A 24,064-nucleotide genomic window follows, 5' to 3' on the forward strand; every position below is an offset into this window, starting at 1 on the left:
GATATAAACTTGCACGGCTACCCAGCCACGGCAAGGAAAGGGGCGCGAGTCTATGGATCTGGTTCGCATTCTCATTACACGGTCGGCGCCGTATACGCCGTATTTCATCGCGGTACTTGTCCTGCAGGCCTTGTCAACAGCTGCCACGCTGTACCTCCCATCGCTGAATGCCAAGATCATTGATGAAGGCGTGGCCCAAGGCGATGTGGATTTCATTTGGCACACCGGTGGGATCATGCTTGCCGTTGCTTTTGCCCAAGTCATCACCGCCATTGGCGCCGTATGGTGCGGCAGCCGCACCGCCATGGGCGTAGGCAGAGATTTACGCAGCCAAGTTTTTCGCCACGTTAATTCCCTATCTACTGAGGACATGAGCCGCTTTGGCACGCCTACGCTTATCACCCGTGGCACCAATGACGTCCAGCAGGTGCAAATGGTCTATATGATGATGCTCAACTTCATGGTGACCGCGCCTATCATGTCCATCGGCGGCATCATCATGGCCATGCGCGAAGACGCCGGGCTGTCCTGGCTGGTGTGGGTGTCCGTGGCAGTATTGCTCGGCACGATTTCCGTCATCATTGCCCGTCTCATGCCACTCTTTCGCATCATGCAGGACAAGCTGGATGCCATCAATGGCACCCTGCGCGAGCAAATTACCGGCATTCGCGTGGTGCGCGCCTTCGTGCGTGAGGCCTATGAAACCGAGCGATTTACCCAAGCCAATAAGGAAATTACCCGCCTGTCCCTGAACATTGGCCGCCTTTTCGTGGTGATGTTCCCGCTCATTACGGTGATCCTCAACGTGGCCACGGGCGCGGTGCTGTGGTTTGGCGGTCACCGCGTGGATGACGGGCTAGTCAACGTCGGCTCGCTCACGGCGTTCTTGCAATATTTGCTCCAGATCCTGGCCGCAGTCATGATGGGTACCTTCATGGCGATGATGCTGCCCCGCGCCATTATCTGTGCACGCCGCATTACCGAGGTCCTCAAACACGAACCATCCATTACTCCGCCTAGCACTACAACTACCCCGGACACGGCCACGGGCACGGTGGAATTCCGCAACGTGGGCTTTTCCTATTCTGGTGCGGATGCGCCAGTGCTAGAAAATATTTCCTTTACCGCCCAGCCCGGCACCACTACGGCCATCATCGGTTCGACCGGCTCGGGCAAAACCACCCTCATTTCCCTGATCCCGCGCCTATACGTTCCGACGGAAGGCCAGGTGCTTATCGACGCCACCCCTACCACCTCTCTGGCTCGCCAGGACATCGTCCAGCGCGTGTCCCTAGTCCCGCAAAAGGCCTACCTGTTTAGTGGGACGGTGGCCTCGAACCTGCGCCTTGGCCGCCCCGAAGCCACCGATGAGGAGCTCTGGGAGTCGCTGCGCGTAGCCCAGGCTGATTTCGTGGAGGACCTAGACATGCTTATCGCTCAAGGCGGCACCAATGTCTCCGGCGGCCAGCGCCAACGCCTATCCATCGCACGCATGTTAGTTGCCCGCCCGCTGGTTTACCTCTTTGATGATTCCTTTTCCGCGCTGGACGTGGCTACCGACGCCAAGGTACGCGCCGCAATGCAGGCTTCCTTCGCTAAGCGTGAGCAACCGGTGACCAGCATAATCGTCGCCCAGCGCGTGGCATCCATTCGCGATGCCGACCAAATCCTGGTACTCGATGCCGGCCGCATTGTTGACCGCGGCACGCACGAGGAGCTCCTTGGGCGTTGCGCCGTTTACCAAGAAATTGTTGATTCCCAAGAAACCGCCGCTGCTGCAGGAGGCGCGAACTAATGGCTGAAAATACCGCCTCCACCGCCGAGTCCACGGAGCACTCCACCGGCCCCATGGGCGAATCTGCTCCGCGCCAAGCCAAGAATTTTTGGCCCTCCATCAAGCGCCTTTTTTCCTTGCTTGCCCCATACAAGCGTCGCCTGTGGGCCGTAGCAGCGATGAATATTGTCTGTATCTTTTTGGCAGTTGTGGCACCCAAGGTCATGGGCAAGGCCATGGATGTCATCTTCGCCGGAGTTATCTCCCGTAACCTTCCCGCCGATATAACCGCCCAACAAGCTATCGATGGCATGCGTGCGCAAGGACAGGACCGCTTCGCAGACATGGCCTCCGCCATGGATTTCATCCCGGGCGAAGGCATTGACTTTCACCGCTTGGGTACGCTCATCATTGTCGTTATCGCAATGTATATCGTCTCTTCCGGCTTCCAATGGTGGCAGGGGGCCATTCTCAACAAAGTGAGCATGGATACCGTATTTGACCTGCGTGAGCGCGTTGAAGCGAAGGTGAACACGCTGCCGCTGAACTACTTTGATTCCCAGCAACGCGGCGATATCCTCTCGCGCACCACTAATGACATCGACAACGTACAGCAGGCCCTGCAGCAAGCACTCTCGCAACTGTTTTATAACGCGCTTTTGGTCATTGGCATCACCATCATGATGTTTAGTGTTTCCTGGCAGCTCGCGCTGGTTGCTCTCCTAGCTCTGCCGCTTACCGCACTAGTCATCGGGGTCATCGGCGGCCGCTCACAGCGCCAATTCAAAACGCAATGGCGCTCTACCGGACAGCTCAATGGCCAGGTAGAGGAATCCTTCTCCGGCCATGACCTTGCCATCGTCTTCGGCCGCACAGAAGCAATGACGGAGGAATTTGATAAGCGCAACGAAGAGCTTTACCGCTCCGCGGCAAAAGCACAATTCCTCTCCGGCAGCATGATGCCAATCATGCAGTTCCTGTCCTATCTGTCCTACGTTGCCATCGCGGTCTTGGGTGGCCTGCGCGTGGCTAATGGCCACATGACTTTGGGCGCAGCCACTGCTTTCATCCAGTATTCTCGCGAGTTCAACCAGCCGCTGGGCCAGCTTGGTGGCATGATGCAGCAGGTCCAATCCGGCGTGGCCTCGGCCGAACGCGTCTTTGAGCTTCTCGACGCCGAAGAACAAGCCCCTGACACCACCGACGAGGACCTCCCCGGCCGCGCCCACGGACTCGTTGAGTTCCAAGACGTTGATTTCTCCTACTCGGAGGATAAAGAACTCATCACCGGCCTCAACCTGCGCGTGGAGCCCGGCCAGACCGCGGCCATTGTCGGCCCCACCGGAGCCGGCAAAACAACCTTGGTCAACCTGCTGATGCGCTTTTATGAAGTAGACGGCGGTCAGATTCTCATTGACGGGCACGACATCGCCCGCATGCCCCGCCAGACGCTGCGCTCCCAGGTGGGCATGGTGCTCCAGGACGCCGTGCTTTTCAAAGGGTCGATCATGGACAACATTCGCTACGGCCGCTTGGACGCGACGGATGAGGAAGTCATCGCCGCAGCTAAAGCGACTTATGTGGACCGCTTCGTCCACGCGCTGCCCGAGGGCTACGACACCATTATCGATCAAGACGGCGGCGCCATCTCGGCCGGCGAGCGCCAGCTCATCACCATTGCCCGTGCGTTTTTGGCCCAGCCCGCGCTGCTCATTCTCGACGAAGCCACCTCTTCGGTCGATACCCGCACTGAGGTACTCGTCCAAGAAGCGATGAACGCACTGCGCGCAGATCGCACCTCCTTCGTCATCGCCCACCGCTTGTCTACTATTCGCGATGCCGATCTCATCCTCGTCATGGAAAACGGCACCATCGTTGAACAGGGCTCGCACGACGATCTGCTCAATGCCCAGGGGGCGTACTGGCGCCTGCATCAATCCCAGTTCGCCCAAGGCTAAAGGCTGCGAGCTGCTACCCGCCTATATTCAATTGAACTCGGGGAGCGTTGAACTTATGGCCGGTGAGGTTCACCAGCTCCATGGTGACGTCCTCGAGCGCAATGTGATCCATGAGGGGGTCAGGAATGTTAGCGTCCGGAACTGAGTGTGGCTTGGGCACCCCCAGTTGGTCGAGCACATCGTTGACGTTTTCGGCCCCTAGATCAATGTCCACCGGAATTGTTGGCGTATTTTCAACAGCAGGGGTGGCCCTCAGTCCCGAAGCGAGAACCGTGACCGGACCATCCGTCACGGTTGTCTCGGCGTCGCCAGTAGTCAATTTTCCCTGCCCCGTAGCGCCAGGAAGAGTCAAAGAAAGTCCGCGTGCCACCAACTTGTCACCCACGAGTTTCAAGGCTCGCTCTTCACCATTCACGGAAGGCACAGTCACAAGCGAAGCGCGTACGTTGCCAGTCAGTGTGACCTTGTCTGCGGTGACGATGCTGTGCTCCGACTGGGCTAAAGCCAAAGCTTCTTGGGCACTGGATTCCTCCGGGTCGCTTACGGCGCACACAACTGCTGCGGAGCACACCACAACGGCCGCGCTAGTCTTTAGAGCAAGCGACGAATGGGACAACAACTGTTTGAAAGATTGGGTGCCCATACTCAGCCCTTTACCCTTCCCCGTTCTCTAGGCTGCCAAGCAAAGGTGAGTGCGCCGCCGATTATCCCCAAGAGCGAGCCGATAACAAACCCTCCAATATTGGAGGTCGGCAAAGCAACGATTGCAACTAGAATTCCCAGCACGCCAACGTAGGTTGCCGTTTCCTGCCTAAACCAAGCCCCTAAACCAAACATGATAAGTAGGGCACCGATGAGCAGGGTAGAAACACCGGAAACGGTAGAGATCATCACCAGTAGATCCGAAATATGGATCGTTATATAGGCAGGGGCGGCGATAACTACCCCGGAAAGAATTAATAAAAGCCCGCCAGCGAAAGGACGTTTTTTCCGCCAAATTTTAAAGCGCTCCCACCTTCCACGCTTTTCCTCGCCAAGATTTCCTTCTTCCACGGTCTCTTCTTGCAATCCAGATTGGACATCACTGTCAGAGACCTTGTCTTTGTCCTCTACCACCGGCATGCTGAGGGTTTCTTCTTGCGAAGAACTAGCAGCCATTCTCGTGTCCTCTCTTTACATCCACGTTTACGCCCTTTGCAGAAAGCTTTTCAGCCCCCACGGAGGTGGTGCGGATGTCATCTGCGCTCAATACCACCTTTTCGGAGTTCAGTCCCCACGCGCCAGGTGCTGCGCGATCATTTACTTGGTGCGCATCAATACCCACGTTGGCATTGGTCAGATCTAGTTGACCCTTGATGTCCGTTGCCCCAACCAGCAGGTTTCGCACCTCAACACTGTTATCACCTTCGGCTCGCAACGCAAGAGTGGTCTCGCCGACGCCAGGAACGTCTGGAATCGTCGCCGACAAGCAAAGATTTGAAGCCAAGGCATGCTCGAACTTCAAACGCGCTGCAGGAACTGTTTCCTTAGCCATATCGTCCTTGTCCACAAAGATAGACAGCCCCTCGCCTTCCAAGTGACTCATGGAGACTTTAAAAAAAGTACCTGAAAGGGCCAGGTTTGCAGTCAAACCACCTTGCGCTACCGCAAATCCGGTTACACCAAAAGCCGCCAACCCAGCAGTCAGCGCCACCGCAAATTTTGGAATGCTTATTCTGCCCATGAAGGGACCTTTCTCTAACAAAAATAACCTATGCAGAGCTAAGGCTTCCCGCCGCTCTCGCTGCTCTGAAGATCTCCATTGTGCCAAGAAGCCACGTGACCATTAAGACAATCACACAGCTAGCTCAAAATTGCCTTTACTAGTAATTTTTCACATTCTAACACAAGCTGAGACGTGGGACACAATCTTGCGCTCCCAATTACATAATTCACCAAACCATCTAATAAATAAGCACGCCCCTTCGCTTTCGGAACTTTGAAACGGAAGCGAGATCGGTCGCAATAAACCCCCAGCTCGGAAGAGCACACCCCCACAGGTCTCGTCCACCCCAATAACATGCCCCTCGGTACCAGTTTGTGCTTCACGCAACATGGAACCCTCTGTGTGTGATACGCTACACAACATTCCATAGTTAACATTTAGAGAGGGCTTTCCAATGTCTAACTTGCCTGATTCCAAAAATTCTCCTGAAATTAGTCAATCTAGCCAGGACACTGCTAACAACGAATCTAAGCGCAAGCTGCGCCGTGCCCCATTAGGTCCTGACTCCCTGCTTTGGAAATGGGGCTCAGACAACCGCCTACAGCTCTTGCGCGGGTACACCGGAATTTTGCAGAATATGCACCCGGCCATCGGACAATCACTGCTCGACCACTCCAAGTTTTTTGACGAGCCCTTCGCACGCCTTCAACGCTCCACACCGCAAATCATTCAGTCCATCTACGACGATGGAGACTTAGCCGAGCGCATCCGCGATTATCACGTGACTATCAAAGGAACCCTGCAAAGCGGCGAGCGATACCACTCCCTCAATCCGGAAACTTACTGGTGGGCTCACGCCACCTTTGTCTATCGCGTTATTTATGCACAGGATCTATTTGGCACGCCTTTCACCAAGGCTGAGCGCGATCAACTGGTCCGCGAAGGCGTGACGTGGTGGGATAAGTACGGCATGTCTGAGCGCCCAGTCATTGACAACTATGACGATCTCGTCGCCTATATGGATGACATGGTTGAAAACGTGCTTGAGCGCAACGAGACGGTCGACTTCGCGCTGCGCACAGCTCGTGTAGAACCAGTCAAGGCCCCCGATGGTGTCCCGCCTCGGTTGTGGAAAATTATCTGGAAGCCGATCATGCGCAGCACTATCTGGCTCACTATTGGCACCCTGCCAGAAAAGTATCGCCGGATTCTAGATCTGGAATGGACCTCGCGAGACCAAAAGCGCTTCGATCGCATAGCTAAGGCTATTCGAAAGGTTTTCACTCTCCTCCCCGAGGACAAGCGCTTCATGGAACCGGGCCGCTCACTAATGATCAAAAACGGCATGATCGAGGGCAAATACAAGGAGCCTAAGACCATTCAGGCCTACCAGCCCAAGAATGAAGCCGCCGAGGCTTCCGATACGGCTAAACCGAATGCCGAAGGCGATTCTAATGACGCAGTTGCAGCGCGCCGCGCTGCAGGCTGCCCGTTCTAATTCATCCACACCGGGTTCGTGAGCAGACCAGCTCACGAACCTTTAGCTTTCTGGAGTAGCTTTTCATGCCATTACCACACCGCCTGGAAGAACGACCCTTACCTCAGGACCTTTTATCGGAGCTGCAGCAACTATCTACAAACTTCGCTACCGGCTCCTTAGATAGCAGTGAACACCATGCCGTTAACTCGCCGCTCTTTGATGAAGAACTTGGCTGGGTTGGAACGGGAACCGACGCAGATGTTGATGAAGCCTTTCTGCGTGCCCGCAAAGCTCAAAAAGGTTGGGCAGAACTTGACGTCAAAGACCGAGTGAAGATTTTCCGGCGATTCCACCGCCTTGTGGGAAAGCACCGAGAACTCCTTGCGGATTTCATCCAGCTAGAAACTGGCAAGGATCGCACCGCTGCATACGACGAGGTGCTCGACGTGCTTAACAATGCACGCTACTACGCCAACATTGCCCCTAAACTGCTACCGACCGTTAAGCGGCCGGGGGCGTTCCCCCTAATTACCAGCACTTCTCTACAAAGGCTCCCCAAGGGAGTCGTGGGCCAGATTAGCCCTTGGAACTATCCTCTCGCCCTAGGGATTTCTGATGCCATTGCAGCCCTAATTGCAGGAAACGCAGTGGTAGCGAAACCAGATTGGTCCACGCCCTTTTCAAATCTCATTTCTCTCCGCCTACTCCAAGAGGCGGGTCTTCCCCATGATGTTCTACAAATCGTCACGGGCTCTGGGGAAGTTGTAGGTGGTGCCATCTCACAGAAGTGCGATTACCTCATGTTCACAGGCTCTACCCAAACCGGCAAGATTTTAGGAAAAACGGTGGGTGAGCGGCTCGTAGGGTACTCCGCTGAACTTGGCGGTAAAAACCCGATGATTATTGCTCCCGATGCAGACATCGAAAAGCATATTGACACCATAGCCACGGCCTGCTTTTCCAATTCTGGACAACTCTGTGTATCCATCGAGCGAATATATGTTCCTGAGTCCATCTATGATGAATTCTTAAGAGCCTTTCAAAGAGCCACGGAATCCATCGTCTTAGGCAAGGGACTGAATTGGGGTTACACTATGGGCTCTTTGATCGGTCCGGAGCAACTGGACCGAGTGCAAGGATTGGTTGATGATGCAAGAGCAAAAGGAGCAACTGTCCTTACAGGCGGAAAGCCCCGACCAGACATCGGTCCATATCATTTCGAACCCACTGTTCTGACCAATGTGGGCGCGGACATCAAATTGGCAACCCAGGAAGTCTTTGGACCAGTAGTTTTTGTCCAACGAGTTCGTGACATCGATGAGGCAATTTTCCTGGCAAATGAAACCTCGTATGGACTAAACGCATCCGTGTTTGGCAAGCCGGAGACTGCGCGCGACATCGCAGAACGAATAGACGCCGGAGGTGTCACCATTAATGACGGTTACGCCGCGACGTGGGCATCAATTTCTACCCCACTGGGAGGAGTAAAAGAATCCGGTGTAGCTCGCCGCCATGGTGAAGAAGGCCTGACAAAGTACACAGAGGCCAAGAACATTTCCGCCCAGCGAATTATGCCGATGCGAGATCCGCGGTGGCTACCACGCCGGTTCTACGGCAGCCTTATGACCGCTGCCCTTCGCCTAGGTAGGTTTCTCCGTTTTCTTCCCTAGCATCCCAAGACATCACACAACTACACATTTTGTGTGCTGCGCTTCACATCAACAATAAATGTGTGTATCATCACATATCATCCCGCGATAGTTTAACCCCCCAAATCCACTACTCGATACGAAAGGTTCCGCACCCTACCGTTGCAACCTCGAAAGGAACAGTAATGTTCAAGCCCTACCGTCGACCAACCGTTGCCGTGATTGGAGCCGGGGTGACAGGATGCGCTGCCGCCTCTGAGTGCGCATTCGCCGGATTCGACACGACACTTTTTGATAAGAACTCGGAGATCGGAGGTCAGTTCACCTCGCCTAATGCGCCAAGGGTCTCTCGGTCTTTTCATTTTCGCACCCCGTACCTTCGACTGACCAGAACCGATGGGTCACCGGCGTCGATTTCGCAGCACCTCGAAGCTGCCGTCGAAGCGAGCGGTGCCATATTCCGCGGCTCAACAGAGGTAACGGCAGCAGAATTCGATGCTGAAGAAGGTCACTGGACCGTTTCCTACAGTGGAGAATCGGGACTTGAATCCCGATCTTTTGATGTTCTTATCCGAGCTACCGGAGAAAGTTCACCATGGATTTCAGTTCCAGGACGGCCGCATACCAAGATCGATGACTTATATCTTCATCACGGAATTGAGGTACTGGGGCTTCCCAATACTTTATTCGTTGATGGGCCAGTGCCACAGGATTCTTACTTGAAGCGGCATCCACTCGCAGCAGTAGAAGCGCGCGCTGATCACTGCCGTCGATACGTACGCCAATTGGAGATTCGCGGTCCAGGCGCACTGACTGTAAAGCACGATAAGTGGCTAGTTCAGCCGGGTACCGTCCGCGGCATACGAACTACCCTTGCAGGATTCGACGCCGGCGCGCACGCATTTACAACTGCTAGCAACTATGACGCCCAGACCGTCTCTTCCACTACCTAACAGCGCAATAAAGCTACCGCCCTCAAGGAGGCATGATGACTAACCTGAGCAATCCCACCAGCACTACTTTCGTTGACTCCACGGCCCATCCAAGCCAGCCGGAACTCCCAGAGCTTGGTCCAGATTCTTTACTGTGGCAGCGTTTTGGTGATTGGCGTTCCGCTTTCGTCGCTCTGTCCGCCGGACTTCTCCAAATTGCACACCGCGACATTAGCCGTTCCCTGGTCCAGCACTCCAATGTCTTTGACAATGAGGTAGCCCGCTTGGTCCGCTCTGCGTTCCCAATTATTCGAACAGTTTATGAGGGCCCAGAAGTTGGCATCATGATTCGTGATTTTCACAAAGACATTAAGGGAACTCACCCCGATGGAAGTCGCTACCACCCTCTAAACCCTGAGGTCTATTACTGGGCGCACGCCACTTTCGCTGCTATGCCATATGCCTTGGCGGGCAATTTCATGAACCCTCTGAGCAGCGAGGAGCGCGAGCGTTTATTCCAGGAGACTCGGACTTGGTACAGCTTCTATGGCGTCGCTGAACCCGATGATGCACCTAAGTCATATGCCGAGTATGAAAAATACATGGATCGCATGATCGATGAGCTCTCAATAAGCGAAACCATTGAGCGTTCTCGCATTATCAATGGGTTGACACTAGACAGCCCTGATCCCAAAGTCCCTAACTGGCTGTGGCGCCCTATTTCTCCATATGCTTCACGCCTCTTGTTGTGGGTAGCTATTGGTCTCATTCCTGACAAGCTGCGAAACAAACTGGGTTGGGAGTGGACTAAGAAGGACGCGCGCAGGCTCAAGCTTTTCTCTCGCAGCGTCAGAGTCGCATTCTCAGTACTGCCCCGAAAGCTGCGTATGGTGCCTATCGCTTCTCGTGCGTTCGATCGCGCAGAGGCTGAGGGCGGCTTTCGTTATTAGGACGTCACGCCTCCGCACTGAATGCAGACTCTCTGATTTCCAGCCCTAGGCTTTAAGGTAGAGAGAAACGTGGAGCATCAGTTTTAAAGGAGCACGCATGACCACCGTGTTCGGTTGGATCGCTATAGCCGCATCGATTCCGGTGTGGTTGTACTTTTTCACCCGCGTATGGGCCCTCTTCAAGTTCATCCGCTCGGGCGGGCCTACCCAGCTCAAACGCACCGATAATATAGGCAAGCGTTTATGGCGCGTGATTGCAGAGGTCTTTGGCCACTCCCATTTCAAGGGAAAACCTCTAGTCAATGCCGCCCACTGGCTGGTGATGGTGGGCTTCCTTTTCGGCATCCTGGTGTGGTTCGAGGCCTATATCCAAACCTTCGCACCGAATAAGGGCTGGCCGTGGCTCAGCCACTGGCCGGTCTACCACTTTGTGGAAGAAGTCTTGGGCATCGCGACGGTGCTCGGCATTGGCTTCCTCATCGGTGTGCGCCTCAAGCTCGGCGATACCGAGCGTGGCAGCCGCTTCTTCAACTCCCAGACCGCCTCCGCACGCTGGGTAGAGTTCATCGTCTTTTCCGAGGGCCTCGGCATGATCTTGGTGAAGTCCACCAAGATCGCCACCTACGGCGGCGGTTCCGCCTGGGCGGATTTCTTGAGTATCCACTTGGCCAAGCTCTTCCCCGAGTCACCGGCCCTGGTGAGCTTCTTCGCCCTGTTCAAGCTGCTGTCCGGCATGCTGTTTATCGTCTTTATCTCCCGCAATTTCCAGTGGGGCGTCATGTGGCACCGCTTCACCAGCTTTTTCAATATTTTCTTCCAACGCAATGCCACCGGTGAAAAGGCACTGCAGTCCTTGCCCACCCCGGATTTGGAAGAGGACATCACACCAGGCAGCTGGAAGATGCTGCTGGATTCCACTTCATGTACCGAGTGTGGTCGCTGCCAGGAGCTATGCCCAGCCTGGAATACCGAGAAGCCACTGAGCCCCAAAAAGCTCATGATGGACCTGCGCCAGGGAGCGCTGGATAACTACAACCCGCACGAGGGCTTGGATGTACTGTCCATGGCCGGCGTTATCGATGATGATGTGCTGTGGTCTTGTACCAACTGTGGTGCGTGCGTGGATCAGTGTCCTACCGATATTGAGCACATCGACCACATCGCAGACCTGCGCCGCTTCAAGGTGCTCGCTGAATCTGACTTCCCATCTGAGCTCACCGGCCTATTCAAGAACATGGAAAACAAGGGCAACCCGTGGGGCCGGAATAATTCTGAGCGCCGCGCCTGGATCGATGAGGCCCGCGCCGATGGCATCGACGTGCCCATCATCGGTGAGGACGAGGCCGATTTCTCCGATATGGAATACCTGCTCTGGGTGGGCTGCGCCGGCGCCTATGATGACGACGGCCGCCGCACCACCCGTGCGGTCGTAGACCTGCTGCATACCGCGGGCGTGAAGTTTGGTGTCCTCTCCACCGGCGAGACCTGTACGGGCGATCCTGCCCGCCGCGCTGGCAACGAGTTCCTTTTCCAGATGATGGCGCAGCAAAACGTGGAGACCCTCAACAACGCCTTCGACGGCGTACCGGAGGGCCAGCGCAAGATCATCACCACTTGCCCGCACTGCTTTAACACCATCCGCAACGAGTACCCAGACTTTGACGGGCATTTCGACGTCTTCCACCACACCCAGCTGCTCAACCGCCTGGTACGCGAAAGCCTGCTCAAGCCGGTGCCGCGTACGCCGGAAAACCGCAAGCCGATTACCTACCACGACCCTTGCTTCCTCGGCCGCCACAACAAGGTCTTCGATCCCCCACGCGAGCTGCTCGAGGCCACCGGCGTGGAACTGCGCGAGATGGACAAGAACCGCGACGAGGCCTTCTGCTGTGGCGCCGGCGGTGCCCGCATGTTCATGGAAGAAAAGCTTGGCACCCGCATCAATGACTTCCGCACCGAACAGGCTTTGGAAACCGGCGCGGAAGAAATTGCCACCGGCTGCCCCTTCTGTAATGTCATGATGACCGGCGGCGTGAAGTCCTTGGCGCAGGATTCTGCCCCCACCACCAAGGTCAATGACGTGGCAGTTATGCTGCGCAATTCCATTTCCCTCGACAAGACCGGCACCCTGCCTGAGCCCCACCCCAAGGCCTTCCTTGCCACTCCGGTGCGCCACCAGAAGTCCACCGGCACCAATGATGCCCCGCTTGCCGACGCTCCTAACGCTCCCGCCCCCTCCGCCTCGGCCCCGGCAGCTCCCAGCGCACCCGCGGCACCAAGCGCGCCCGCCGCCCCTGCGGCACCGGCTGCGCCTGCGCCAAGTGCACCTTCTACTCCATCAGCGCCAACGCCTCCAGCTGCACCGCAAACTCCCCAAGCACCGGCAGCTCCCGCAGCACCGACCGCGCCTACCCCACCGAGTGTCCCGGCAGCACCTGCACCACAAGCACCAGCCGCTCCAACACCACCAAGCGCTCCAACGCCGCCGAACGCACCCGCAGCGCCCGCGGCACCTGCTGCGCCTGCACCAAGTGCACCTTCTGCTCCATCAGCACCGACAACGCCAGCTGCACCGCAAGCTCCCCAAGCACCGGCAACTCCCGCAGCACCGACCGCGCCTACCCCACCGAGTGCCCCAGCAGCACCTGCACCGAAAGCACCAGCCGCTCCAACACCGCCGAACGCACCCGCGGCACCGGCAGCTCCAAGCGCACCGGCTGCGCCTGCACCAAGTGCACCTTCTGCTCCGTCGGCACCGACGCCACCTGCAGCCCCGAAGCCCACACAAGCTGCGCCGCCGGCTCCGCCTGCAGCTCCGGCACCGCCGGCGTCGGAAAGCGCGCCACAGCCGCCTGAATCTGAGTAGGCGCGCAGGGGCATGGGTGCGTACGCTGTAGTCCATGCATTTTAATGCGGGACTCCCCACCGATGCCCTACTGCTAGCAGCAGGCGCGACCGAAAATACACACTCCCTCGTCTCCTTCGCTTGGATCATGGCCGCGGCCCTGCTGGCGCCGCTGGTCTCCTATATGTTGGGCCACCGTCTTCCATCGGTAGCCCTCTTGCTGATTTTCGGCATGATTATTGGCCCTTCGGTGCTTGAACTAGCCGCCGAGGACGAAGGCATCGAAATGCTCAAGGAGCTCGGCGTGGGAGCGTTATTTCTCCTCGCGGGCTTTGAAATTCAAATCTCCACCCTCAAAACAAAGGAAGCCGGAACGGCGTTATCCACTTGGGCAATCTGTGCCCTCGCCTGTGGAGTGGGCGCCTACTTCCTAGTAGATAACGTGCCAGGAGCCATCGTGGTCGCCTTGGCACTGACCTCAACGGCGCTGGGCACGCTCACGCCGATGCTGAAGCAGGACCGCATTCTGGGCACCAAGGTGGGCAACTCTGTGATGATTCACGGTGCCATTGGTGAGGTCGCCCCCATTACCGCAATGGCACTATTGCTGGGTACTCGTTCCACGCTGACGACGATGATCATTTTGTTGTTCTTCATCATCATCGCCGTTGCCGTCGCCATCATGCCGGCGGCTATCGCATCAACGATCCCTTGGGTAAAGACCGCTTTTATCTCTGGTGCGGGCTCAACCAACCAAACGATTCTGCGTCTTATCATCCTTATTCTGGCCATTCTTATGGCCGTTACCGCAGTCTTTGAACTCGATATTGTGCTCGGTGCTTTTGCTGCCGGCATCATTTTGAACCGTATTATCCCGGATGAATTCCACCGCCGCCTAGAACACCGCCTCGATGTGGTGTTTTATTCGATGCTTATTCCGGTCTTCTTTGTGGTCTCTGGCATGAGCATTAGCTGGGATACCATCGCTCATAATCCGTGGAAGGTACTGGGCATTCCGGCTCTCATCTTAGTGACGCGTGGCCTGCCCGTCTTCTTGCGCGAAAATGTTGGGCATACCGGATCTGATATTGAAACCTTCCGCGAGCGCCTCCAAGTAGGTTTGTATTCCGCTACCGGTCTGCCAATCATCGTGGCGGTAACGTCCCTGGCGGTCAATTCCGGAATCATGGAGGCCGAGAATGCCTCGATCTTCGTCTCCGGTGGAGCGCTTACCGTCGCCATCTTCCCATTCTTGGCCAGCCTGGTGGGCGGAAACCAGCAAGAAAAGAAGGACGAGAAGACCCCTGACGCTGAATCCAAGGAACTATAGGCTGCGTTCGCTGAGAGCACGTCCCTGGAAGGGCAGAATTTTCCTAGACTGGAAAACGTGAGTAATAACTTTGGTTCTTCCCCTGTCAATCGGACTCTGCGCCTGTCCGATTCCGAGCGCAACGATGCCATCAATGACCTCGCCCGCGCCGTGGGTGAAGGCCGGTTAACCATGGAGGAGTTCGAGGACCGCTCGGACGATGTCATGCGCGCCAGCACCCACCAAGACCTCGTGCCCGTCTTCCAAGACATTCCGGCGCGTGGTTCCCACGAGGTCAAGATCTATTCTCGGGGAGAAGTCACGCGCGCCCATAATGCAGGCAAGAAACCGAAGTTTGCGACTGCTCTCTCCGGCTCTGTGGTGCTTGCAGTAGCAAGCCCCACGCTGATCTTCTTGAGCGCTACCATGAGCAACCCATGGCTACTGTTAGGTGGCGTCACGGCAGCCGCACTCATCCCTATCCTGTGGATCATGCTCTACGTCGCCAAGGTCGGCCCCTCCTCGTGGCACGCCCCATCCGTGCGCCAGGTTGAGCGGCAGCAGCTGCGCGAGATTCGCGCTCTCACGGCGCATGAGCGCGCGCAGCAAAAAATGATCGAGGAAAAGATGTGGGCCGATCGCCGTATGCAAGCTGGCGAAATTACCGGCCAAGCCATGGATCTGGCCAAGCGGAAGTTCAGCGAGTGGAGTAAAAAATAGTCATCGCCGGTGTTGAAGCATTTTGTGCAGCTGTGAATCGTGGCACAATATTCCCATGACTTCTCCCAAACACCGCATCTTTGACCAATCCGACAAACTCAAGGGCGTCGCGTATGACATCCGCGGCGAGGTCTCTGCGGAAGCGGAACGCATGGAGCTCGATGGTCACACCATCTTGAAACTCAACACCGGTAACCCGGCCGTCTTCGGCTTCGAAGCACCCGATGTCATCATGCGCGATATGATCGCCGCCCTGCCTACTTCCCAGGGCTATTCCACCTCCAAAGGAATCATTCCTGCCCGTCGATCCATCGTTACCCGCTACGAGCTGGAGGATTTCCCACCCTTCGATATCAACGATGTCTTCTTGGGCAATGGCGTCTCCGAGCTCATCAGCATGACCACTCAAGCGCTGCTTAATAACGGCGATGAGGTTCTCATCCCGGCACCGGATTATCCATTGTGGACCGCTGCTACGTCCCTGGCAGGTGGCACCCCAGTGCATTACCTGTGTGATGAGGAGGATGATTGGAATCCATCCATCGAGGACATCGAGTCCAAGATTACGGATAAGACCAAAGCCATCGTGGTCATTAACCCGAATAACCCAACGGGTGCGGTCTACTCGCGCGAAGTACTGCAGAAGATTGTCAGCATCGCCCGCGAGCATAACCTGCTCATCTTGGCCGATGAGATCTATGACCGCATTCTTTATGACGGCGCGCAGCACATCTCCATCGCTTCCCTAGCCCCTGACCTACTCACCATCACATTTAACGGTCTCTCCAAGGCCTACCGCGTGTGCGGCTACCGCGCCGGCTGGATGGTACTTACCGGCCCTAAGCACCACGCCCGTGGCTTCATCGAAGGCCTTGAGCTTCTGGCCGGAACTCGCCTGTGCCCGAACGTACCGGCGCAGCACGCTATCCAGGTGGCGCTGGGTGGCCGGCAGTCCATCTTTGAGCTCACCGGTACCGGCGGGCGTCTTTTACGCCAGCGCAATATCGCCTACGAGAAGCTCAATGAGATTCCCGGCGTTTCCGCGGTAAAACCCATGGGCTCGCTCTACCTCTTCCCGCGCCTGGATCCGAATGTGTATGAAATCCATGATGATGCCAAGCTCATGCTGGATATTTTGAAGGCGGAAAAGATCCTCATGGTTCAGGGAACCGGCTTCAACTGGCCGAACCCAGATCACTTCCGCGTAGTCACGCTGCCGTGGGCATCCCAGATCGAAAACGCCATTGAGCGCCTTGGCAACTTCCTGGTGAGCTATAAGCAGTAGCTTTCTTCCCCGCCAGTTGCTAATGATAGTAATAATCCATAACAATATGGTGCATGGGAAGACATTCTGCGGCACCTAAGCCTCAGCCGACTCGAAGTTCATGGGGTCGGCTCTCTACTTCGTTAGCTCACCATCCATGGCGGTTAGCCTTGCTCGGCGTGCTCGTCACAGCGCTTATAGCCACCATTGCGGGCATGGCATTGCTGTGGCCTCAGAGTCCAGCTTCCGAGCACACCTCCACCGATTTTCAGCAAACCTATGCCCTCAACCACCCACAGGTCGAGGGCACGGTCGACACGACAGATCACTCTGCTTGCCAATCGGAACTTACTGGACAGGCCTTTGATAAACCGCCGCTCATTCCTGGGTCTGAGGAAGTGCAGTGCGACCGCGCCTTAGTCAATATCACCTCCGGCGAGGACGAAGGACGCATGACCCAATTGGTCACCTACGGCAATGCCGGCGATCCGCAGCTTAAACCGGGCGACAAGATTGTTCTTTCTAAGGCAGATGACCCTTCCGGCGCTGTGTCCTATGCTTTTGCTGATTATCAGCGCACCGGAAGCCTAGCTCTGTGGGCGGTTATCGTCGCCGTCGTCATTATCGCTTTTGCGGCGTGGCATGGCGTACGCGCCCTTATCGGCTTAGCGCTCAGCCTAGGCGTGATCTTTGCGTTCCTCGTCCCCGCTCTTATCGACGCTCATAATCCCCTGTGGTCCGCCCTTGTAGCCTGCTCTGCCATCATTCTGCTGGCCGTTCCTCTCGTCCACGGCATGAATTGGAAATCGGCATCGGCGGTGGGTGGTTCCCTCACCGCTCTCATTCTCGCAGCGGTGCTGGCATGGGCCACTATCGATGGTTCGCAGTTGCAGGGCTACAGTTCTGAGGACAACCTCAAGCTACTTCTTTATATGCCTGATGTATCCATCGTGGGCGTGCTCTTGTGCGGCTTTGTAGTTGGCGCCTTGGGCAGCCTTGCCGACGCCGCCGTGGCCCAAGCATCCACCATTACCGAACTCCACGAAGCGGATCCTGATGCCCGCCCTACACAGCTTTTCCTCTCCGCAATGAAGGTGGGCCGCGACCATATTGCCTCCATGGTCTATACGCTGATTCTCACCTATACCGGCGCGACCTTGCCGCTGCTCATGCTGATTACCGCAGCAGAACGCCCTGCCGGACAGATTTTGAGCAGCGATCTCGTCGCTACTGAGCTGCTGCGTTCTGGAGTGGGCGCGATGGCATTGACCCTCGCGGTTCCCATCACTACGGCCATTGCGGCCTTCACGGTGCCAAAGCGTACAAAAGCTTAAGCCTAAGCGGAAGGCTGAGCCAGCATCGACGCTGCTCAGCCTTTCGTATCTAGGCAGTTGAGAACCTAGAGGGTGCGGCCTAGGGCCTCAACCTTCCAGCCTGCCTGCTGCCAATCCGCGACAGGCAGCACATTGCGGCCGTCGATAATGTGTTTATTGTCCACGAGCTGGCCCGCTTGCTGCGGATCCAATTCCTTGAATTGCTTCCACTCGGTAGCCAAAATCACCAGCTCGGCCTCGCTCAGGGCGTCATCAGTGTCTGCGGCGTAATCCAAGGTGGGGAATACCTTTTTGGCGTTGTCCATACCCTCTGGGTCATAGACGGTTACTGCCGCACCGGCCAAGGACAAGGAACCGGCCACGGAAAGGGCGGGCGAATCGCGCACGTCATCGGAATTTGGCTTAAACGCGCAGCCCAGCACGGTCACGCGGTGACCAAGCAGAGAACCATTGAAGGCTTCCTTGGCAAGGTCTACCACGCGGTCGCGGCGGCGCATATTGATAGCGTCTACCTCGCGCAGGAAGGTCAGCGCCTGGTCGGCGCCAAGTTCGCCGGCGCGGGCCATGAAGGCGCGAATATCCTTGGGCAAGCAACCGCCACCAAAGCCGAGACCGGCGCCTAAGAACTTGCGGCCGATGCGTTCGTCGAGCCCAATGGCGTCGGCAAGCGCGGTCACGTCCGCGCCCGCAATCTCGCAGATTTCGGAGACTGCGTTGATAAAGGAAATCTTGGTGGCTAGAAATGCGTTAGCGGAGACTTTGACCAGCTCCGCGGTCTGCCAGTCCGTGACAATAAATGGGGTGTCTTGCGAGAGCGGCTGGGCATAGACTTCACGCGCGACCTCTTCAGCTCGACTTTCATTGTTGGTTTCACCAACGCCGAGCACGATGCGGTCTGGGGTGATGGTGTCCTTGACGGCATAGCCCTCGCGCAGGAACTCCGGGTTCCAGGCAATTTCCACGGTGGTGCCTTCTGGGGCAAGCTCATTGGCTAGCTCTTGGAGCTCCGCGGCGGTGCCGACCGGGACGGTAGATTTACCGAAGATGATGTGATCGCCCTTGAGTTTGGGCACCAGGTCCGTAATAACGGCCTTAACGTAGGTCATATCCGCTGCATAGGAACCACGGCGCTGCGGAGTACCGACGCCCAAAAAGTGCAGGTTGCCGAACTCGGCTGCTTCTTCGTAGTCCGTGCTGAAATCGAGGCGGCCGGCCTCGATATTGCGCTCCAGAACCTCGGGCAAGCCCGGTTCATAGAATGGAACCTGGCCCGATTTGAGAGCGGAAATCTTATTTTCATCTACGTCCACGCCTAGTACTTCATGGCCGAGCTCGGCCATGCAGGCAGCATGGGTTGCACCCAGGTATCCGGTGCCGATTACAGTCATACGCATAAGGCCTTATCTTAAAGGCCTTATGTGAATACCGGTTTAAGCCTATCGAAAATTCAGGTAAGACTTCGATGGCGTCGGGCCACGCTGGCCTTGGTACTTCGACCCCAGCGAACCCGTGCCATAAGGGCTTTCAGCTGCTGAAGTCATCTTGAAAATCGCCAGCTGCCCCACCTTCATGCCCGGCCACAAGGCAATGGGTAGGTTGGCGGTATTAGAAAGCTCGAGCGTAATGTGACCGGAAAAGCCTGGGTCAATAAAGCCCGCGGTGGAGTGGGTCAACAATCCTAGGCGACCGAGGGAAGACTTGCCCTCCAAGCGGCCAGCCAAGTTCGCAGGCAGGGTGAACTTTTCCAACGTAGCACCGAGCACGAACTCGCCTGGGTGCAGGATGAAGGACTGATCTTCTTCTACCTCCACCAAGGTGGTGAGATCCGGCATTTCCTCTTTGGGGTCAATATGCGTATACCGCGAGTTATTGAATACACGGAAATATTTATCCAAGCGCACGTCTACCGAGGAGGGCTGGATAAGCTCGCTGTCGAAGGGCTCGATGCCCAACTCTTCGGCGTCGATGGCGGAACGGATATCACGATCTGAAAGAAGCACGGCCCCAATTCTACTCATGCCGAAGGCCAAGGTGTATAGTAGGCCGGAGCGCATCAACGCGCAGTGCCGACGTAGTTTAATGGTAGAACTGCAGCTTCCCAAGCTGCTAGCGCGGGTTCGATTCCCGTCGTCGGCTCCAATTTTCGGGGGGAATTTTCTTGCTAGTCTGTGGCGCTTAACCACTGGGCAAGTTCTTTTTGTGTCCGCTCTACCCCGCCTGGATAGTGCGCCTCTAGTTCTGCGGCGGCCGGCTTCAAGAATCTCTCCACAAGCTCGGCCATATCACGCTGAGGCACGGTGCCACGGATATTATCCAGCGGGGCACGGAACGTCACTCCCAGGTCAGTCCGGAGCTGATATCCGCGCCAATCTTCGCTGTAAACGCGCAGCTCTGCCCCGCGCAGGTTCGATTCGATAACCACATTGCCAAAGATGAGCGTTGTCAGAGTTCTCTCTTCCATGGCTCCGAGCCTACTAGCCGCAGCGGACGATGGGCTGCGGGTCGTAGACCGTGGTGGTGGTCTCGCGGGAGAGCTCTTTGCCGCCGAGGTCCTTGATGATGCGGGTATCAGACGTCGTAAAGCCTGGCGCACCAGAGGAAGGCGAGCAGTCGCTGCCTGGCACAGACATCGGCTGTGGGTCGGTATTGGCCCAGCGGCCATTGTTCACAGACTCAACGTCAACGGTCTTGGTGCCCTTCAAACGCACGGTAATCTTGCCGCCCCCGAAGTCGGTCTCAATGCGGACCGGGGTGTTGAAGGTATTGGTGAACTGCAGGTCGATGGCGCCTTCGTAAACGGTGGCCTCGCGGCCGGCGGGGTAGCGCGAAATATAGTACGAGTGCGGGGTGTGGGCGGTATCTTCCATGCCCGCAAAGTAGGCAGCGTTGTACAAGGTAGTGGCGAATTGGGAGATGCCACCGCCGACGGCGGAACCGGAGTGGCCATCAATAATGATGCCGGATTCCACATAGCCCTGGGCAGTGCCGCGCGGGCCGGTGTAGCCATTGAGGGAGAAGGTCTCGCCGGGGTTGACTACAGCGCCGTTGACCTCTTGGGCCACCAGCTCGATGTTCTTGCCCGAGGCAGCGGAATAGCCCTCGGTTGTGAACTCGCCAACGGTATCGTTAAAGGTCGCCTTCTTGGCGTCTTCGGTGGTGAACTCGGCAGGGTCCGGCTTATAAGTAGCGTCCCACTCGCGGTCGTCACCGGTCACACGCTTGTCAAAGTCCTTCATGGTCGGCTCCCAGTCGATGATTTCGCCATCTTCGGACGGGGTGACCTGCTTGTCGTTGCCGTTGAAGGAAATCTTGGCATTCACACCGGGCACATCGGCGCCCTCAGAGCGCTCCGCCAACAGCTCCTGCGCGCGGTTGGTATCCACGGCGAGCTTGAGCTTGCCGTCCTTCTTTTCAATGCTGGTGAATTGGGAGATTTCCGGCTTATTCAGGGTAGCCGTGACATTATTTTTAGCCTTCAAGGTAATCGGATTATCCAGCGCCTTAGCGGCGTCGCCGGTGCGCATGGCCTCGATGGCCGCATCATTGATGGCCGGTTCTACCTCTTCTGGGTCCACGTCCACGCCCTCGGAATCGAGCCAGTTTTCTGTGACCGCGTTGTGCAAGGAGCCGGCATCCACGGTTTGGCCAAGCTTCGGGTCGGTGACCTTGAGCTCGCCGTTGTTAAGCTCCAACATGCCATCGACAGGGTCGGTGGAAAGGTTTTTCTTCACCCGCTCCAAGGCAGGCTGCAGCTGGGCTTCATCTACGTTGGTCTCTACCGGAATATCCCGGGTGGAACGGAAGAAGCTATACAGGCGGGTGAAAGGGTTGAGGGAAGGCTCCTTAATATTGTCCACGGCCCGCTGGTTATCCAGGGCAAGGCCCGATTCGGAAGGGACGAGTTCTGTGTGAAGGTCACCGGAGGTGACGGAAACGGGTTCGGTCTCTACGCCCGCAAGCTCATCTTCGAGCTTCTCCACGGCGGCAGTGCGATCCATGGCGGAGATGTCCACGCCGTTGACGGAAACGGCGCGCGGAATCTTGTCCTGGTTTGCCGCGACATCCCAGGCATAAGCAATACCCGCGATCAGGACAAGGCCGACAAATACACCGAGCGCGATGAGCCAGCCTTTAGCACCGTTTTTTCCTTCTGCCTTTTTCACGCCTTAAAGGTTAACGGTTTTAGTGGTATTTTTCCTAGTCCTGTGCGGCCTCGGCTGCAACGTCGGCCGGTGGAACGCTGACATGGCGGGCCGCGTCCTCGAGACGCTCGCGCGGCAGGCGCCCCTCGTCCACGGCACCGACAACGGCATCGATTACCGCATTGATATCGCCCTCGGTGGACCACAGGGGCATATCGGCACCGGCATTGAGGGAGGTCACGACGGCGTCGGCAAGCGGGAGCGAATCCGCAATCGCCTTCATGCCACCGATGTCATCGGTATAAATAGGGCCGTCGTACTGCAGGGTCTCGCGAGCCAAGCCATAAGCCTCCGGCAGCATAGAAGCAGGAGTCTGGCCATCGCCCAAACCGGGCACGGCGAGGTGGCCCATCATGAGCGCGGCATTCGGCGCTTGAGGGAGGGCGGTTTTAAAAGGAATGAACTCGTGTCCCTCCAGCTCTTCCAGCGGCGGGGTAACGGCCTCGGCCAGGTGGGTATCGCCAGAAGCACGGCCGTGTCCCGGGAAATGCTTGAATACGGCCTTGACCCCAGCGGAATCCAACCCGCGGGCAAAGGCGGCGCCGTATTCACCCGCCTGTGCGGGGTCGGTGGAAAAGGACCGATCGCCCACCACCTCTAGGCCATTGCCATCGACGTCGAGCACCGGCGCAAAGTCCACGTTGATGCCATGAGCCTTGAGGCTCGTGCCAATCTCGTGGGCCAGCTGTTCCACCTCTTGCGGGGAACGCTCGGCTGCCATTTGTTGCGGTGCGGGATACTCGCCCAAGATCTCTGAGAAACGCTGCACGCGCCCGCCTTCAAAATCGATGGAGACTTCAAAGTCGCGGCCTACCTCTTGGCGCAGGGCATTAATATCGCGGCCCTCTTCCTGCAGCAGGTTGGGATCCGCCCAGCTGGGAATAAAGATTCCGCCCACGCCAGCATCCAGTTTGGCCTTAGCATCGTCGTAATTGGTGACCGGGGGCATCAACACAGAGGCGGCCATGGCGCGGATGTCCTGCTGCGGGGCTGCTTCCTGCGAAGTCTCTTCTTGCGTCTCTTGCGTCGCGGCCGGTGAGCTCGATGCCGCTGGGGTTGTGGAGTCCTGACTCTCGGCGTCCTCCTGAGGGGAGGTGGAGCAGGCGCCCAAGGCCGTCACGAGGGCAAGGCTGGCGAGAATGCGCGGAGTTTTCATGCCTTCCAGTGTGCAATATTCCTCGCCTTCTGTCTGAAACGGTGGGTAGACTAGCCACATGAGTAACGGCGAGACAATGCTAATTGCCTACGATGGCACCGAACGAGCCGGCCGCGCCCTCGAGCACGCGGCCCAGCTGCTGCGGCCCACCACGGTGGAAATCCTCACCGCTTGGGAACCCGTAGCCCGGCAGACCGCCCGCGCCGTCAGCCGCACTGGAATGCACCAGTCCACCGTCTCCCCGGACGGCGTCGAAGAGGATCCGGCCTACGAGGAAGCGTTGAAAATCTGCCGCCAGGGCATCGAACTAGCCGAAAGCCTGGGCTTGGCTGGCCGCGCCCACTTGGTGGAATCCGCCACCACTATTTCCTCCGCCATCATTGATGCAGCACACGAGCTGGACGTGGATGTCATCGTGACCGGCACCCGCGCCCTGACAGGTTTCCGCGCCTGGTGGACCAACTCCACCGCCGATCAGATTGTGCGCAATGCCGGCCTTCCCGTCTTTATCGTGCCGCAGGAAAACGAGGAAGACGCGGACGATGATGAGGCAGAATACTTCTAAATAGCTGCTAGTATTTTTAGCCATGGCTCTGGAAACCGATTCTTTGAACAAGCGCACCCTTGGCCCCGCCATCGGTAGCGCTGTTGTGGGCATCGCGCTCGGCGTCATCACCATCATCGGCATCGCGCAGTTCTCCGGCACCGATACCGTGCCAGAAGGCAATGCGGTTTCTGCTTCCGATGCGGTTTTGGGCGGCCCTGAGTACGGATCCCGCAACTAGG

General features: G+C 57.1%; 21 protein-coding genes, 1 tRNA gene and 1 pseudogene. 15 read left to right on the forward strand and 8 right to left on the reverse strand.

Features of this window, described 5'->3' with window-relative positions; genetic code table 11:
* The first annotated feature begins 52 nt into the window (after positions 1-52).
* The gene (locus ACP8J1_RS10800; protein WP_023020025.1) at positions 53-1,795 is read left to right on the forward strand and encodes an ABC transporter ATP-binding protein; all 1,743 of its coding nucleotides are present in this window, start codon (positions 53-55) and stop codon (positions 1,793-1,795) included.
* Positions 1,795-3,732 carry an ABC transporter ATP-binding protein gene (locus tag ACP8J1_RS10805; protein ID WP_486696699.1) on the forward strand — a complete coding sequence of 646 codons (1,938 nt, stop codon included), beginning with the start codon at positions 1,795-1,797 and terminating at the stop codon, positions 3,730-3,732. Before ACP8J1_RS10800 ends, ACP8J1_RS10805 begins: the two co-directional genes overlap by 1 nt.
* Positions 3,733-3,745: 13 nt before the next feature.
* On the opposite strand, the gene ACP8J1_RS10810 is transcribed toward ACP8J1_RS10805, so the two are convergent.
* The 3 genes from ACP8J1_RS10810 to ACP8J1_RS10820 are packed head-to-tail and all read right to left on the reverse strand — an operon-like array spanning position 3,746 to position 5,455.
* Entirely contained in the window at positions 3,746-4,375 is a 630-nt protein-coding gene (locus ACP8J1_RS10810; RefSeq protein ID WP_023020027.1) for a hypothetical protein, read from the reverse strand.
* A 2-nt stretch (positions 4,376-4,377) separates the two neighbouring features.
* On the reverse strand, positions 4,378-4,890 hold the full coding sequence (locus ACP8J1_RS10815) for a DUF6114 domain-containing protein (protein WP_023020028.1): 513 nt from the start codon (positions 4,888-4,890) through the stop codon (positions 4,378-4,380).
* The gene (locus ACP8J1_RS10820) at positions 4,880-5,455 is read right to left on the reverse strand and encodes a DUF6230 family protein (protein ID WP_023020029.1); all 576 of its coding nucleotides are present in this window, start codon (positions 5,453-5,455) and stop codon (positions 4,880-4,882) included. Before ACP8J1_RS10820 ends, ACP8J1_RS10815 begins: the two co-directional genes overlap by 11 nt.
* Positions 5,456-5,891: 436 nt before the next feature.
* Here ACP8J1_RS10820 and ACP8J1_RS10825 point away from each other — a divergent pair, with 436 nt between their 5' ends.
* From ACP8J1_RS10825 to ACP8J1_RS10870, 10 genes and pseudogenes are all read left to right on the forward strand, one after another.
* Positions 5,892-6,935 carry an oxygenase MpaB family protein gene (locus tag ACP8J1_RS10825; protein WP_023020030.1) on the forward strand — a complete coding sequence of 348 codons (1,044 nt, stop codon included), beginning with the start codon at positions 5,892-5,894 and terminating at the stop codon, positions 6,933-6,935.
* 65 nt (positions 6,936-7,000) lie between these two features.
* Positions 7,001-8,587 carry a succinic semialdehyde dehydrogenase gene (locus ACP8J1_RS10830; RefSeq protein WP_302517599.1) on the forward strand — a complete coding sequence of 529 codons (1,587 nt, stop codon included), beginning with the start codon at positions 7,001-7,003 and terminating at the stop codon, positions 8,585-8,587.
* 164 nt (positions 8,588-8,751) lie between these two features.
* Positions 8,752-8,898: pseudogene (locus tag ACP8J1_RS10835) on the forward strand (FAD-dependent oxidoreductase); the annotation flags it as partial.
* A 387-nt stretch (positions 8,899-9,285) separates the two neighbouring features.
* The gene (locus tag ACP8J1_RS10840; protein WP_232212560.1) at positions 9,286-9,519 is read left to right on the forward strand and encodes a hypothetical protein; all 234 of its coding nucleotides are present in this window, start codon (positions 9,286-9,288) and stop codon (positions 9,517-9,519) included.
* Between the two features lie 32 nt (positions 9,520-9,551).
* Positions 9,552-10,448 (forward strand): oxygenase MpaB family protein, encoded by an 897-nt coding sequence (locus ACP8J1_RS10845; protein ID WP_051138306.1) that lies wholly within the window; start codon positions 9,552-9,554, stop codon positions 10,446-10,448.
* A 97-nt stretch (positions 10,449-10,545) separates the two neighbouring features.
* Positions 10,546-13,314, forward strand: coding sequence for a (Fe-S)-binding protein (locus ACP8J1_RS10850; RefSeq protein WP_023020034.1), 2,769 nt, complete (start codon positions 10,546-10,548; stop codon positions 13,312-13,314).
* 34 nt (positions 13,315-13,348) lie between these two features.
* Positions 13,349-14,623 carry a cation:proton antiporter gene (locus ACP8J1_RS10855; RefSeq protein WP_023020035.1) on the forward strand — a complete coding sequence of 425 codons (1,275 nt, stop codon included), beginning with the start codon at positions 13,349-13,351 and terminating at the stop codon, positions 14,621-14,623.
* A gap of 96 nt (positions 14,624-14,719) precedes the next feature.
* Positions 14,720-15,322, forward strand: a complete 603-nt coding sequence (locus ACP8J1_RS10860) for a DUF1707 SHOCT-like domain-containing protein (protein ID WP_034656035.1) — start codon at positions 14,720-14,722, stop codon at positions 15,320-15,322.
* 55 nt (positions 15,323-15,377) lie between these two features.
* A complete protein-coding gene (locus ACP8J1_RS10865; RefSeq protein WP_023020037.1) occupies positions 15,378-16,607 on the forward strand; it encodes a pyridoxal phosphate-dependent aminotransferase in 1,230 nt (409 codons plus the stop codon).
* Between the two features lie 149 nt (positions 16,608-16,756).
* Positions 16,757-17,920 carry a YibE/F family protein gene (locus ACP8J1_RS10870; RefSeq protein ID WP_156900709.1) on the forward strand — a complete coding sequence of 388 codons (1,164 nt, stop codon included), beginning with the start codon at positions 16,757-16,759 and terminating at the stop codon, positions 17,918-17,920.
* Positions 17,921-17,985: 65 nt separating this feature from the next.
* Here the strand turns inward: ACP8J1_RS10870 and ACP8J1_RS10875 are convergent, their stop codons facing one another.
* Both ACP8J1_RS10875 and dcd read right to left on the reverse strand, forming a co-directional pair.
* A complete protein-coding gene (locus ACP8J1_RS10875; protein ID WP_034655559.1) occupies positions 17,986-19,314 on the reverse strand; it encodes a UDP-glucose dehydrogenase family protein in 1,329 nt (442 codons plus the stop codon).
* Between the two features lie 42 nt (positions 19,315-19,356).
* Entirely contained in the window at positions 19,357-19,920 is a 564-nt protein-coding gene (gene dcd / locus ACP8J1_RS10880) for a dCTP deaminase (RefSeq protein WP_034656041.1), read from the reverse strand.
* Positions 19,921-19,985: 65 nt separating this feature from the next.
* On the opposite strand from dcd, the gene ACP8J1_RS10885 reads away from it, so the two are divergent.
* Positions 19,986-20,059, forward strand: a tRNA-Gly gene (locus ACP8J1_RS10885).
* Positions 20,060-20,081: 22 nt separating this feature from the next.
* Here ACP8J1_RS10885 and ACP8J1_RS10890 read toward each other — a convergent pair.
* The 3 genes from ACP8J1_RS10890 to ACP8J1_RS10900 are packed head-to-tail and all read right to left on the reverse strand — an operon-like array spanning position 20,082 to position 23,278.
* Positions 20,082-20,381 (reverse strand): hypothetical protein, encoded by a 300-nt coding sequence (locus tag ACP8J1_RS10890; protein WP_023020041.1) that lies wholly within the window; start codon positions 20,379-20,381, stop codon positions 20,082-20,084.
* Positions 20,382-20,394: 13 nt separating this feature from the next.
* On the reverse strand, positions 20,395-22,083 hold the full coding sequence (locus ACP8J1_RS10895; RefSeq protein WP_023020042.1) for a VanW family protein: 1,689 nt from the start codon (positions 22,081-22,083) through the stop codon (positions 20,395-20,397).
* Between the two features lie 34 nt (positions 22,084-22,117).
* Complete coding sequence (locus ACP8J1_RS10900; protein ID WP_034656046.1) at positions 22,118-23,278, reverse strand: glycoside hydrolase family 3 N-terminal domain-containing protein; 1,161 nt, start codon at positions 23,276-23,278, stop codon at positions 22,118-22,120.
* 58 nt (positions 23,279-23,336) lie between these two features.
* Between ACP8J1_RS10900 and ACP8J1_RS10905 the strand changes: the two genes are divergently transcribed.
* On the forward strand, positions 23,337-23,843 hold the full coding sequence (locus tag ACP8J1_RS10905) for a universal stress protein (RefSeq protein ID WP_034655562.1): 507 nt from the start codon (positions 23,337-23,339) through the stop codon (positions 23,841-23,843).
* Between the two features lie 22 nt (positions 23,844-23,865).
* Entirely contained in the window at positions 23,866-24,063 is a 198-nt protein-coding gene (locus ACP8J1_RS10910) for a DUF2613 domain-containing protein (RefSeq protein ID WP_005325448.1), read from the forward strand.
* Position 24,064 lies beyond the last annotated feature (1 nt).

Source organism: Corynebacterium sp. LaCa_205, assembly GCF_057458085.1.